The organism is Desulfosporosinus sp. BICA1-9 (assembly GCF_000802135.1).
The window spans coordinates 1-13,648 of the sequence record NZ_JUEE01000254.1 but is presented as its reverse complement, the minus strand read 5'-3'; the positions used below and the strand labels follow the sequence as shown (position 1 = coordinate 13,648).

Genomic DNA, 13,648 nt, shown 5'->3' with positions numbered 1-13,648 from the left:
CGCTCGGTGCTTACGACGCAGAGCAAACTAACCGTTCAAGCTCCTACTGTGGGGAGCGGGATACCCACCAAACTCGCCGTCCTTGGCTCGGTTGGTGGCAGTGCACATCCTTGTGCACTGTCCCGTATCTAGGGTCGGTCGCTTGAACGGAAGTTTGCTGGTCTGCTTACGTAAAGACGTCGCGCTCGTGTCACACTGCGTCCCCGGCTGGGGTCTGGGGAACGAGGGACGATAGAACGATAGAACGATAGAACTTAATGGAACGGGAGGCTGGTGACTGTACCTTGCATGTGCGCCGTCTATAGAAGTTGTGTAAGGTGGTTCAGGTGTGCAAATTGGGGACGGTTCTTGGCTTGGCGCGCATTCTGGGGACGGCACATAGATGTGCGCCGTCTGTCTTAGGTCGTTTGAATGGAAGTTTGCTGGTCTGTTTACGTAAAGACGTCGCGCTCGTGTCACACTGCGTCCCCGGCTGAGGTCTGGGGAACGGGACCGAAAGTTGGGGCGGTTCTTGGCTTGTACTTGGCGTGCATTTTGTGGACGGCACATAGATGTGCACCGTCTGTCTTAGAGGTCGCTTGAGCGGAAGTTTGCTATTCTGGCTTACGTAAGACTTCGCGCCTGTATGACACTGTATCTCGGGGCTTTAGGGGAGAATTTTTTTAAGGAAGCGGGTTGCCCAAGGTAAGAGAGGAAAGGCCAATAGAGATGACAATAGATTAAAGATGGTATGGGCGTTAGCAACCTGGCGCGAGAGGCTTCCTCCCATGAGGGTGAGTCCATGGGCAAGTGGTTCAACGAAGGGTAAGAAGAGTAGTACCCCAAATACATTAAGTAAGACATGAAATAGCGCCACCCGTTGAGCGGCCCTCGAGGAGGCGAGTGCTGCGAAGACGGCGGTAAAACAGGTGCCAATGTTGGCGCCAAAGATAAAGGCAAGTGCTGTAGGCAGGGTTATCCATCCGTCAGCCGTAAGCAGCATTACAATGCCCGTAGTGGCGTTGGAGGAATGAAGTAGGGCGGATACCACTGTCCCAGCGATGACTCCTTGAAGATGGTTGTCGCCTAGCTGTCGAAGAAAGTTTTGAATTGCGGGCAAATTAACGAGCGGGGCCATCCCAACTTGGAGTAAACCTAACGCAAAAAAGAGAACTCCTAGGCCGAAAACAGATTGGGAAAGAAATCGCCAGCGGGACGGAATAAAGAGAAATCCCAGAGAACCGAGAATCATAATGTAGGGTGTTATCTGGTCTAAGGGAAAAGCAAGGAGTTGTGTCGTAAGGGTGGTGCCAATATTACTTCCTAAGATTAGGGCAAAAGCGTTGCCAAAGGGAAGGAGCCCGGCATCGACGAAAGATACGGCCATCACGGTCAAGGCAGTACTTGATTGAAGAAGAGCTGTGGATATTGAGCCACTCCAGAACCCGCGCCAAGGAGTTGCGGTCATCCAAAGAAGTGCTTGGTGGAGGCGATGCCCGGCAAAGGCTTGCAGCCCCTGCCGCAGGATTTTCATGCCCCAGAGTAGAAGGCAGAGGCCTAGGATAAGGATGGCGATATACAGTGGTCTCACCTTCTTTCGGGAGTTTGTGGGAGGAAGTGTCTTAGCACGTTCGCACAACGTTCCATTTGCTATTCGCTTGAGGCTATGCCTAAAACTCAAAACCTCTGGGCTTTCTGCAAGTTAACCGTTGAGTTTCTTAACGCCATATCCTCTGCGCTCATTGACGCAATTCCACTAATAGTGCTCACTAAGCTAAGAAACTTCCTCTGGCTTGGGTCGACGGGGGTTAAGAACGGTGTCAGAAGTTCTTGGGGGGGCTGTTTGCGCGTTTACGCAAAAGCGCGGTACTGTGAGCATGGGCGGAAGCAATGGAGGGGGTTCTCCGCTATCTTTGTGGGAGAGCGGGAGGTGGTTGCCTCGTATCGCAGACCATGGTTGAGTGATTTTGATGGGGATATTCTTTGGGCTCTTTTAATTGTATTGAATGAGAAAATTATCAAGAACTAGAGTTAGAAATTACCGACTTTAGGATTACTTTAGAATGCTCTTAACTATACATAAAGCGCAGTATTGATTGTTTCTGACCGCAAAATAAAAGGCACTCATTCAGTGCCCACATAAATAATATTTATTGGCTCAAACCTGACAGGGAGTGACTGCATAAGTTAACCCAAGAGGTGATGGTATGCGAGTTCGTGAGGGGAATGTTCAGGATTGGCCTTTTATTTATACCCTTGGAAAAAAAGGTATGCTGGATAGCATTTCGCCATGGCGTAAACAGCCTATTGAAGAAACCATTAGATACAGAGAGGGATTTCTTACTGGGTTTTGGACGTGGATTCAGAAGACTGGATCTGTTGTCTTCATAGTGGAGGCTGTAAAGGAAAATGGAAAGCCTTGTTCTGAAGAGGAAAAAACTCAACCGATTGGGTATTTAGTTCTTCACCCAACATCACAGGAAGAGTTAACGGGTTTGACTCAGGGTTGGATTATGGATTTAGGAGTTGTTCCGAAGTGGAGGGGTAAAGGTGCAGGTCAAGTATTGCTTAAAGCTGCTGAGGAGTATTGCCGTGCCCATGGGGTTTTCTACCTAGGCCTTGCGGTTAGTAGTCATAATGTGAGAGCACTTAAGCTCTACGAAAAGTTTGGTTTTGCTGAGGAACGAAAGCTTTTGGTCAAATTAATAGACTAGTATAAAAAAAGCTTGCGACGTATCAGCCGTCGCAAGTGAAGTAAAAGAGAGGAGTGGGGATAAAAAATTGAAAAATTGAGACTATCTAAATCATGTCCTGAGGCTTATTTTTTTATACAGGCCTCGGGATATGTTTTCTATATAAGGTTCCTTTCTGCGCTCCGTGGTATAATATCCTTATTAGAGTTCAACTCTCAAGGAGGCAATTGTGGAGCAAATAGAAATTAGGGCATTAGTTCAAGCCGTGTTAGCGGAGACCAAGGGGTTGAAAGGTTATTTTATAGTACGGGCTCAATCTCGCAGGGAATGGAGCCTACGTTTGAGTAACGGGCGATTGGATCGGGTTTCGACTGGAGGAGATAGCGGTTATGGAGTTCAGGCTTTTACGAAGGAGGGGGCATCAGGATTTGCCAACTCTGATGTTTTAGCGTTGGAGCTCGGCCGCACATTAATCGATAAGGCAATTCGGTTGGCCCGTAGAAATGAAGCGATCGGGTCAAAACGAAATCGTCAGATCTGGGAGGCTCCTCAGATCCAGGAGGAGGTAAGGAATCCTGCCCAAAAAGTATTTGGAGAAATTTCTTTGTCAGAACTTCAGGAGAAGGTGATAAGCTTACATTCCCGTTTGCGGGATGGTTTTCCGGAGGGCTCTTGGCAAACAAGTTATAGACAAATCGAAGAAGTATGGTGTATCGGGCGCTCAGATGGAACGTTGGTATCCTTTGTTATTCCTAGAGCGGTCCTGATGCATCAGGGGACAGTTCGGGATCAGGGTAAGGCACAAAGTACCCTGATTTATCGCAGTGGCATGGATGCTACAGTGCTCTTTGAAGAACTAGCGGATCACTCCTTAGAAAAAAAGGCAATGGATCGGGCAGCGTTTGCCAAAGCGGTGTGTAGTGCGCCTCATTTGCCGAGCGGTCATTATCCATTGATTATTGATTATGGGCTGGCCAAGGGCTTGGCGCATGAGGCCTTTGGACATGCAGTCGAGTCGGATCACATGAATGAATCCGTACTAGGAGAAGCTGGGAAACTGCGCATAGGGCTCCGGGTGGCTAGGCCTGGTGTCAATATCATCGATGGTCCACTTCTCGGAGACTGGGCTTATCAACCATTTTCGGCCAACGGACTTATAAGACAAACCGTGACGATTGTCAAGGATGGAGTGCTGGTGGCTGGTCTGGGAGATATTTTCTCTGGGGAAGAAGCGGGCATGCCGGTGACAGGAGCGGGAAGAGCAGAGAGCTACGGACAAATTCCTTTGCCTAGAATGAGCAATATTCGTTTACTGGTTGACCGCATGCTTCCGTTAACTCCAGCCGAACACTTGATGGACGAAGTGAAAGTTGTGCGTGAAACTCTTATGCAAAACGGTGAGTTACGTGAGGGAGAGAAGAATCTGCTTCTTTTGGGGTATCGAGGTGGACAAGTTAATCCTAAAACGGGGGATTTTGTCTTTCAATGCGATGGGATTATTGATGTGGCTGATCCAAACCTGCCGATTTACCAACCGTCGATTTTTAGCGGGAAAATTCTTTCTGCTTTAGAGGCAATTCGCGGGGGGTTAGGAGAAGGGTGCTTTGATGCGATTGGAGCGTGCGGTAAAGGTGGGCAATCTGTCGCTTCAAGCGGTGGAAGTCATCGTTATCTGCTCATGGATGTTGATCAGCAAGTCAGTTTAGGAGGGGAGCAGGCATGAAACTCGTTGCGCAATTGGAGGATCTTCTCTATCAGTCTCAGCAGGCCCCAAAGAAAGAGGAACTACGCCTATCGGCTTGGCGAATTTTGGTCCATGAATCGGAAGCAGTTTCTTTAGGAATCAAAGACAATTCACCAGGGAGTGTCTATACTCCACCTAGTTATCGACAGGGTGAAAGTGGAGAGGTTTTTTTGGTCTGGGCTGATGGGACATGCAGTCAGGCCATTGTTCAGCTGCCATTTAAAAATGACCCAGACTATTGGCCGAAGGAATTGGAGCAATGGAAGCTGGCTTCCTATGAAGACCCAGATGCAACACATATTCCATCGCCAGAACCCCTGGAGCTAGTAGCTCTCGAGGACCGCGCTATTGAACAAATAATTGCTGGAAAGGATGAGGTTTTATTCGATCAAGTCAAACAATGGCTTAAGGACAGACCTTCTGAAGCGAAGATGCAAGGCAGCATCCAAGCTGCTTGGGGCTATCGACATGTTCGTACCTCGACAGGGCTTGCTGTTACTTATCAACAGTCTCAATTTATATCCTGGTTTTCCTTTGATAGTTTGGTAGGTGGTGGATTTGTTAAGCGCCGACTTATTCGTCCGGAAGAACGAGAGGATTTGTGGGTACAAATCGTGAATCAGTATGAGGGGATGAAGAAAGAAGCACCTCCCGTTGGACCCCAGACTCAAGTGATTCTTTCTCCGTCTATGACAGAGGATATGTTAGGACAGTTTGTATTGCCGAATTTCTCGGGTGATCGTGTGATCGAGGGGCAGGGTGCCTTTTCCAAAGAAAATTTTCTAGATCAAAAACTAGTCTTTCATCCGCATTTTTCTTTACTGATTGACCCGCTTCGACCCCTTGAATTAGGGTCTTATATGGTGACACCTGAAGGAGTTCCTGCACATCGGACAGTGTTAGCCCGAGATGGGCTTCTGCAGACTCCTTATCTGAGGGTGAAAGATGCTGTGCGCTGGGGTGCGAAACCGACAGCTTTACCACAAGGAACAGGTGGACTATATCTTAAGCATCAAGCCGAGGTTCCTTGGGAAGAGGCTTTGCAAGGGGTGGAAGATGGAGTTCTTGTCTTATCAGTGCTCGGTTTACATACTCAAGAAGCTGTCTCGGGCTCATATTCGCTCAGTGCGCCCCACTGTTTGCGGATTTTAAAGGGTAAAATCGTTGGGCGAACGGATGTTAAATTAACCGGTAATTTCTTGGCGGATTTGGCCGCCCCAACGACAAAAACGGCCCAGGCAAGCCTGAGTAACCTGCCTTATCTGATGATAAAAACAGGAGTACAAACGCTTTAAAACAGAGGACAGAGATCAGAAAGCCTGAAGTCGGAGTCTATTGCTTTTAAATGCGGGCTTTGACAGGACAATAGTCTCTTATCTTAGTTGGGGACATACCTATCCAGAAGAACAGCTTTTGCTTCGCAGGTATGTCCCCTTTCAGCACAAGAAGCAAGAGTTTAGGAAGTGGATAAAAAGAGAAGGAGTCTGAATGCTGTAATGTTAGATATGCATGTTCATCTTGTCGGACACAACGATCGGGAGGCAAACCGAGAAAACATTCGAGCGTTTTTAGATGTAGCGTCGCGCAAGGGATTGAAAGAAATTGGTTTTGCCGATCATGACTATTATTTTGAGCAAATGAGTTTTCCCCTGATCAGGGAAGTAGCGAAAGACTATCCTCATTTAGCGGTAAGAGTTGGTTTTGAGGCGGAATATCGAGTGGAAGATGAAGGACGAATCAAAGATTTAATAGATCAATATCCGTTTGATTTTGTGATTGGGTCAGTTCATGAGATGAATGGCTGGATCTTTGATATTCCAGAAGAGGAGCCTATGCATCATAAGAAAGATGCGGATGAGATTTATCGTGAATATTTTGAGCTTGTAAAACATGCAGCTAGTTCTGGGCTATTTACGACAATTGGTCATCTTGATCTCATTAAACTATTTGGGATTCGACCGAAAACGGATATCTTGAAGCTGGCTGATGAGGCCTTAACGATCATAGCAGAACGAGGGTTAGCCTTGGAAGTGAACACAAATGGTCGGTATAAGCCCGTTCAAGAATTCTACCCAGAAAGACGTTTAATGGAGGAAATTCAGCGGCGGGGAATTGAGTTTACCTTGGGGTCTGATGCTCATTGTGCCGAAGTAGTAGGGCGAGATCTAGAGGAAGCGAGTCAGGTCTTGCGGCAGATCGGGGTTCACTCTGTGGTTGGGTTTTCAAGTTTTAACAAAGTGCGTTATTCATTGGATTAGATGTTTGCATAACTTTACACGACGGTGAAACACTAAACAATATGTGTGTGACGGAGTGTAAAGGAGAGACGCAAATGCCTTGGATAGAAATTGAGCTTTCCCCTCGATCAGAATGGAACGAAGATGGCCTTGAAGATTGGGCGCAAGCCCTAGGGGCCTTCTTGACAGATAGAGGAACCGGATTAAATCCGCAGATTCATGTGTTACCAGGCTTAAATGTGCTTGAGTTGGGGGAGGCGGGAATTGGAGAACTCACTTTAAGCAGTGCCGAGCGGTTAGTTATTTTAGAAGGATTATCCTTAAAAGGAACTATTGAATGTGATTTTGCTCGTTTTGTGGTGAATTTTGCCCGTCAAATGGGGGCAGTGGGAGTTTGCGTTTCCATCAATAGTGCCGATGACAAGAACTTCTGGCGGAAATTGGGTGGGATTATCCAGCCCGATTCTGTTCCGTTGGAAGGGTCCATTGAACAGGGAAAAGTGGCTGTAGAGCAACTCGCGAAGTTCTCACTACTAGTGACGTATCAAGGTGAGCCGGCTCTGTGCCTCGAGCCGATAATGTGTAATGCCCATGCTCCAGGAGTGGTTAGTCTTTCTCAACGTCGCTTAGAAAAACTATATGGGGGAAGTCCTTTGGGATTTGCTAGTCGTGTGGCAGTTCATTGTCCATGGAAACTTAACCGAGAGCAATGGGATAATTTGCTGTCGTTTAGTCGTTTGCAGGCCTTTGATTTGTTGGAGAAACTTGTAAGTACCTGTCAGGATATTTGAGGTTAGGCTGAGTCATTCACATTGATGTGATTTGTCTCAGCCACTAAAATTTTATATAATAAGACAATTATAGAGATAGTGGGACAGAGGAGAGGAAAAGGATATGGCTGCAAACGATTTAGCTTATGAACTGGCGCGTACGCTTAAGGAATCTAATGAGTTCAAGCAATTTCTTAAATCTAAGGAAAAAGTAATGAGTGATGCCAGTAATCACAAGATGGTTCGCGAATTTCAATTGAAACAATGGGAGATTCGCGAGGCCCAAATGTTAGAACAAGAGATCAGCGAGGAGAAGCAGCAAGAGCTGGAACGCTTATATAGTTTAGTGAGTTTAAACCCTGCGGCAAGGGAGTATTTAGAAGCTGAATTTGAAGTTTCGTGCATCGTCAATGACATTCAAAAGATTATTGGAGAGGCAATTCAAGACGCCATGCCAATAGGTTATGAGGAGATGGCCCCCTGAAAGGGAATGATATGCTAGATTGAAGAAGGTTTGAATGGATGAAAATTGGAATGGTTTGTTACCCCAGTTATGGGGGGAGTGGAGTCGTGGCGACGGAACTGGGGTATGCATTGGGGGAGCAAGGGCATGAAGTTCACTTTATTTCTTCCGCTCGACCCTTTCGGTTACATCGATTTCATGAGAAACTTTTTTTCCATGAGGTAACTGATGTAAACTATCCCTTGTTTAAATTTCCTCCCTATACGTTGTTGCTTGCCAATAAAATCGTCGAAGTCGCGAACTATGTAGGGTTAGACGTAATCCATGCCCATTATGCTATTCCTCACAGTATTAGTGCATTATTGGCCAAACAAATGATGACTAGGCCACTGCCATTGGTGACGACCTTACATGGTACGGATGTTACTTTGGTGGGTGCTTTTGAAGAATTTTATAATTTAACCCGCTTAGGCCTTAAATCAAGCGACCAGATAACCGCTGTTTCTCGATCACTGGCAAGGGATACTGTAGAGATCTTTGGGCCTATTAATCAAGATATTAAGGTGATTCCGAACTTTATTGACCCCAATGTCTATCTACCGATGAAGGGATTGATGGACCGGTGCAGGAGATACTTTGCTCCACAGGGAGAGAAAATCTTAGCCCACATCTCAAACTTTAGAGAAGTGAAACGGGTCGTGGATGTGGTTAGAATCTTTTCCCTGGTTGAGAAAGTCACACCCTGTCGACTTTTACTGGTCGGTGATGGACCGGAAATGGTCCGGGTTGAACGGGAGGCCGTAAAACTAGGACTTGAGAAAAAAGTCATGTTTCTGGGAAAACAAGAAAGTGTAAAAGAAATTTTGCAGATGGTTGATGTTTTTATTCTCCCATCGGAACAGGAAAGTTTTGGGCTTGTCGCCCTAGAAGCCATGGCTTGTGGGGTTCCGGTCATTGCCAGTCGGGTTGGTGGATTACCCGAAGTCGTTATCCATGGCAAGACCGGCTATCTTGCAGAAGTCGGGGACGTCGTAGGGATGAGTGAGGCAGTACTTAGCCTATTGACCGACGATTTACGCTATAAGTCCTTTTCTGAACAGGCTGTAACTTGGGCACGAGAGATGTTTCCGGTGGAACGGGCTGTGAAAGAATATGAATCGGTTTACGAAGATGCGATCCAAGGTCCAAGGTCATAGTTCGTAGTTCGTGGTTTATTAAGCATTCGAACCACGAATATCGAACATCGAACATCGATTAGGGGGGTGGGTTTAGATGCCAAACCGGATGACGCTAGATCAGTTTGAAAATGAGTTGGAATCCGTCGGTTATATTACCGAACGGGATGATCGAATCGCGCTGACGGCGTTTTTAGCGACGCAATTAGGTAAACCACTTTTGGTCTCAGGGCCAGCAGGGGTAGGCAAGACGGAAATTGCTAAAGTGTTGAGTCAGGTCTTTGGGGCTCCGCTGATCCGCTTGCAGTGTTATGAAGGGCTCGATGAAACTAAAGCCCTTTACGAATGGAATTATCAGCGTCAACTTTTAAAGATTCAAATGGGTCGAGAGCATCTCTCAGAAGCTGACCTCTTTTCAACAGATTATTTACTGCCCAGACCCTTGCTTCAGGCACTATTGAGTGAGAAGCGAACTGTGTTGCTCATTGACGAGATTGATAAGACGGATTCGGAATTTGAGGCATTTCTCTTTGAACTTTTGGGTGAGTTTCAAGTGACTATTCCTGAGATGGGGACAATTGTCGCCAAAGAACGTCCCATCGTGGTTTTAACTTCTAATGGAGAACGGGAGCTTTCCGACGGATTAAAACGACGCTGTATTTTCCTGCACGTGGAACCACCTTCTGTGAACAAAGAAGTCCGTATTCTTCGGGCCAAAATTCCCGATTTGCCAGAACGATTAGCTTTAGAAGTTGCCAGGGCTGTTAATATACTTAGAGAGCGGCTTGTTCTTAATAAGATTCCTTCGGTATCCGAAACCATGGACTGGGCTAAGGCGTTGCTCGTGATGGGTAAGACTGGCCTCGATCCTGCTTGGGTTGATGCGACACTGACCCTGCTGCTTAAGAGCCAGGACGATGTGGAACTTTTCTATCGGGAGATGGGAGCTGAACAACTCCTTTTTGAGTCTAGTAAGTTAGCACAGGGAGAAAGACGTGCTCATGGACAATCATAATAGAGCCAGTGAGTTGGATCGACATTTAGTGGAGTTTGCTCAATTGTTAAGGTCAGTGGGACTTAAGGTTAGCCCTTCTGAAATTTCAGATGCCGCAGACGGATTAGCTGTGATTGGTTTAGCGGATCGTGAAAGGGTAGAGGCCGTGCTCCAGGCAACTCTCGTAAAAAATATCCAACATATTTCTGCCTTTAAAGAAGCCTTTCGGGCGTACTTCGCGTCTTTAGAACAGAAAGAAGCATGGCAGAAGGACGTAGCAGAGAAGGCTACTCAGTGGAACGAGCAGATCGAGAATACCCGAAAAGACCTGCGTTTTCAGGAAAATGAGTTGGATATTAATGAGGAACAGCGAGCTATTTATGCTAGCCTTCCAGAGAAAGACAAACAACGCCTGCGTGATTTCTTGGAAAGATCGTCCAATGGCACGAGAAGTGGAATACCAGTCGATCATTCTTATCAACCTATGGTTGAACGGGTTCTGCGGGGATCCTTGGAGTATTGGCGTAAGAAGTTAAACGAAGAAGAGCCAATTTCCTTACCAGGGTCCACGGATGGGGTGCTCTCTGAAGTGGAACGTGCACTTCGCGATCGGGAAGCGGAGGTTTTAAGCCGAGATTTAAAGAAGATTTCTCCCGAAGAGTGGCCAGAGGTCATCCGCCTAATTCGCCGCCTTAGTCAACGCCTTGCCAGCCAGGTAACTCGTCGCTACCGGGCAGCTCGAAGACGTGGTGGACTAGACATGCGCGCGACCTTACGGAGAAATTTACGCTATGGCGGGGTGCTTGTGGAGCGAAGCTATCGCAGCCGTCGGATGGGTCGTCCGAGAATTATTTTACTTTGTGATATTTCGGGTTCAATGCTTAAGTATACTGAATTTATTTGGCAATTTGTTTATGGCTTATCTACGGTGGTTAGTGGGATTAAAACCTTCGCCTTTGGGGAAACTTTGATTCCTTTAACCGATAAGTTTAGAAAAGGTCAGAGATTCGAGGTAATGGTTAAAGAAGCCCTCTCCGTATCTGGAAAGGAATGGGGAGGAGGGACGAATTTAGCAAATGCCTTGGAAAGCCTGCAGGGTAGGTTCCCTGATACACTTTCTAGGCAAACATTGCTGCTGATTGTAAGTGATGCACAGACGCTTGAAGGGGAAAAAGCAGCGGCTTTACTGGGGAAAATTCGTCGTCAGGTCCGTCAGGTGCTTTGGCTCAATACACTCCCTGAGCGTCGCTGGGTGGAGACACCCCATGTTAAAGCGTTTCTGCCCTCCTGTTTGATGTATGAATGTTTTACCCTAGATCATTTAACACAGATTCTAAACAAGCAATTCTAAGCGAATTGCTTGTTTATTTTATGGACAAAAGGAGCATACTATAGATAGATTATTTGTACAGAAACGCACAAAGCGTGGGGGGTATACTTATGTTAGAAAAATGTCGGGCTTGCGGTTTTGAACATGAAGATTTAGGTCACATCTTATTCCGAAGGAATCACGTGAGTAATCGTGTTTTACCCTATTGCTCACATTGTCTGCGCCGGCTTTATCAAGTACCATATCGACCAGAAAAAGATCTGTAAATTGTTGTATATCTGAAGTGTCAATGGGAAATACTATCTGCTTTTATAGCTTGCCTTTTCTCTGAAGCTTTGGTATATTTGTTTTTGAAGTGAGAGAAAAGGGGATGTAGTAACATGGCATACGTTATTAACTCAGAATGCATTAGTTGCGGCGCTTGCGAAGGCGAGTGCACAGTTTCCGCAATTAGTGAAGGTGATGGCTTGTACGTTATTGATGCGGAACTTTGCATCGATTGTGGGTCATGTGCCACGGTTTGTCCAGTTGAAGCACCAAATCCAGCGTAATACTCATAAACAATATTACTAAAAAGGAGAGTTTAATAAACTCTCCTTTTTGATACTAGTCAGACCCCTTTGACTGAGAAATGCAAATAAGCTATTGCTAACCTCGAACATCCCTGTTTAGATTCATATGATTTTCAGGTTGAGAAATAATGTTGACAAATTTATTAGATTAATTTATTATCTAAATAACAATAATTTTAAATTATAATGATAAAAGGAGATATGGGTATGGATGCCATCGAAATTCTCAAACAACTTAAAAATAAAGGTGTCCGTTTTACACCACAGAGACAGGCGATTTTAGAATTCCTACTGGAAACTGTATCCCATCCCACGGCAGATGAAATTTATCACCACGTTAAGGCGAAATTTCCGGGAGTAAGTTTAGGTACAATTTATAATACACTCAACATGCTGAAAGAGCATGGGCACCTCTTGGAGTTGTCCTATGGTGATATGTCAAGTCGCTTTGACGGCAATCCCGAGAATCATTATCATATTGTTTGCTCAAGATGTGGTAAGGTGGCGGATCTCCATCGCCCTCTAATCGACATGGATCAAGAAGTCGGGGAGCAATCAGGGTTTCAAGTTTTAGGGCATCGCATGGAGTTTCATGGAGTTTGTCCAGAGTGTCTCAAAGGTGTGCAGCTGAATTAAACTAGGAATAGATTTAAACATAACTCATGGGTAAGCGTGCTTCGCTGGAAGCTGGTTACCTATGGGTTTATTTTTATTAGGTGCAAGGGTTTTGAAGATCTTTCACGAATAAGTCAACTAATCGCAATTTGCGTGTAGATATAAAGAGGGGATTTTATGTTCAATCGTCGCTTAATGATTTTTATTGCTTTATGGGCATTAACTTTAGGAGCATTATGGTGGTACTGGCAAAGTCCTCAAGGGAAATCTCTTCAACATGGGCAAATTGGTATAAGTGCATCACGTTTTACGCAGAATTTAAACGGGAGTTGGGATCAGTTCTCTTCATTGCGCCAAGCTTGGACAACAGAATCCGAACGTGCTAAAGGAATAAACAATCAATCCTTTTTAACGGGAGGGAAGCCCTTAACCCTACCTTCGAGTGAGCGATTTACGGTCGTGGCAAAACGATTGCGAATCCCAGGAGAATGGAGTTCCCGAACTATGTTGCTCACGTTGAATGGTGTTCAAGGGCAGGCGAACATATACTTAAATGGGATCACAAACAGCCAAAAAATTGGCGAATTTGAAGGAAGCGGCGGGGCGGACGAATTAGAGATTCCTGCCAAGGCATTTCGCTATGGAGAGGATAATATTCTCTTAGTTGAGCTTGCCGGAAGCGCTGAACAACGAGCTTCGTTTTTGGGCTCCCGTTGGCCAAAAGCAGGGCGCATTACGGGTGGTATTCGCCTGGATGCGGTGGTTGAAACGACGATAATGCCTCCGCAGGTGCAAGTAGTGTGGAATGGAACTACCGCACAAATAACTGTAGAATCTAATCTACTGCATCGAGGTTTTTCTCAAGAAGGTCCTTGGACTGTTTACGGGGTACTCTCCGATGGCTCAGCTGGTGTGGCGGAACAGATGCTAACTGTGTCCCCTCAAGAAAAGGTGGATATTTCGCCAGTGATATTGACTTTTTCTGTGCCAGATGCTAGACGTTGGACCTTAGAGGAGCCCTTTCTCTATCAGTTGCATTTAACGGTTACGAACAGTAAAGGGGATAAAGATGATTT

14 protein-coding genes and 1 pseudogene are annotated in these 13,648 nt (G+C 45.9%); 14 read left to right on the top strand and 1 reads right to left on the bottom strand.

Features of this window, described 5'->3' with window-relative positions; all coding sequences use genetic code 11:
• Positions 1-646: 646 nt before the first annotated feature.
• On the bottom strand, positions 647-1,561 hold the full coding sequence (locus JL57_RS31570) for a Na/Pi cotransporter family protein (protein WP_034145837.1): 915 nt from the start codon (positions 1,559-1,561) through the stop codon (positions 647-649).
• A 261-nt stretch (positions 1,562-1,822) separates the two neighbouring features.
• Between JL57_RS31570 and JL57_RS36070 the strand changes: the two genes are divergently transcribed.
• The 14 genes and pseudogenes from JL57_RS36070 to JL57_RS31510 form a co-directional block, all read left to right on the top strand.
• Complete coding sequence (locus JL57_RS36070; RefSeq protein ID WP_291300820.1) at positions 1,823-2,008, top strand: hypothetical protein; 186 nt, start codon at positions 1,823-1,825, stop codon at positions 2,006-2,008.
• 178 nt (positions 2,009-2,186) lie between these two features.
• Positions 2,187-2,693, top strand: a complete 507-nt coding sequence (locus JL57_RS31560) for a GNAT family N-acetyltransferase (protein ID WP_034145835.1) — start codon at positions 2,187-2,189, stop codon at positions 2,691-2,693.
• A 208-nt stretch (positions 2,694-2,901) separates the two neighbouring features.
• Positions 2,902-4,395: a TldD/PmbA family protein gene (locus tag JL57_RS31555; RefSeq protein WP_034145834.1), complete on the top strand. Its 1,494-nt coding sequence runs from the start codon at positions 2,902-2,904 to the stop codon at positions 4,393-4,395.
• Positions 4,392-5,711 (top strand): metallopeptidase TldD-related protein, encoded by a 1,320-nt coding sequence (locus tag JL57_RS31550; RefSeq protein WP_034145833.1) that lies wholly within the window; start codon positions 4,392-4,394, stop codon positions 5,709-5,711. Before JL57_RS31555 ends, JL57_RS31550 begins: the two co-directional genes overlap by 4 nt.
• Before the next feature lie 201 nt (positions 5,712-5,912).
• Positions 5,913-6,674 carry a histidinol-phosphatase gene (locus tag JL57_RS31545; protein WP_034145832.1) on the top strand — a complete coding sequence of 254 codons (762 nt, stop codon included), beginning with the start codon at positions 5,913-5,915 and terminating at the stop codon, positions 6,672-6,674.
• Between the two features lie 74 nt (positions 6,675-6,748).
• Entirely contained in the window at positions 6,749-7,444 is a 696-nt protein-coding gene (locus tag JL57_RS31540; protein ID WP_034145831.1) for a hypothetical protein, read from the top strand.
• 103 nt (positions 7,445-7,547) lie between these two features.
• Positions 7,548-7,907: a YlbF family regulator gene (locus JL57_RS31535; protein WP_034145830.1), complete on the top strand. Its 360-nt coding sequence runs from the start codon at positions 7,548-7,550 to the stop codon at positions 7,905-7,907.
• A 38-nt stretch (positions 7,908-7,945) separates the two neighbouring features.
• Complete coding sequence (gene bshA / locus JL57_RS31530; RefSeq protein WP_034145829.1) at positions 7,946-9,082, top strand: N-acetyl-alpha-D-glucosaminyl L-malate synthase BshA; 1,137 nt, start codon at positions 7,946-7,948, stop codon at positions 9,080-9,082.
• A 76-nt stretch (positions 9,083-9,158) separates the two neighbouring features.
• On the top strand, positions 9,159-10,076 hold the full coding sequence (locus JL57_RS31525; protein WP_034145828.1) for a MoxR family ATPase: 918 nt from the start codon (positions 9,159-9,161) through the stop codon (positions 10,074-10,076).
• Positions 10,063-11,406 carry a VWA domain-containing protein gene (locus tag JL57_RS31520; RefSeq protein ID WP_034145529.1) on the top strand — a complete coding sequence of 448 codons (1,344 nt, stop codon included), beginning with the start codon at positions 10,063-10,065 and terminating at the stop codon, positions 11,404-11,406. The genes JL57_RS31525 and JL57_RS31520 overlap by 14 nt, the downstream gene beginning before the upstream one ends.
• 89 nt (positions 11,407-11,495) lie before the next feature.
• Complete coding sequence (locus JL57_RS36065; protein ID WP_291300765.1) at positions 11,496-11,651, top strand: hypothetical protein; 156 nt, start codon at positions 11,496-11,498, stop codon at positions 11,649-11,651.
• Positions 11,652-11,765: 114 nt separating this feature from the next.
• On the top strand, positions 11,766-11,936 hold the full coding sequence (locus JL57_RS36060; RefSeq protein WP_291300766.1) for a DUF362 domain-containing protein: 171 nt from the start codon (positions 11,766-11,768) through the stop codon (positions 11,934-11,936).
• A gap of 228 nt (positions 11,937-12,164) precedes the next feature.
• Entirely contained in the window at positions 12,165-12,593 is a 429-nt protein-coding gene (locus tag JL57_RS31515; RefSeq protein ID WP_034145530.1) for a Fur family transcriptional regulator, read from the top strand.
• Between the two features lie 156 nt (positions 12,594-12,749).
• Positions 12,750-13,648: pseudogene (locus JL57_RS31510) on the top strand (glycosyl hydrolase); the annotation flags it as partial.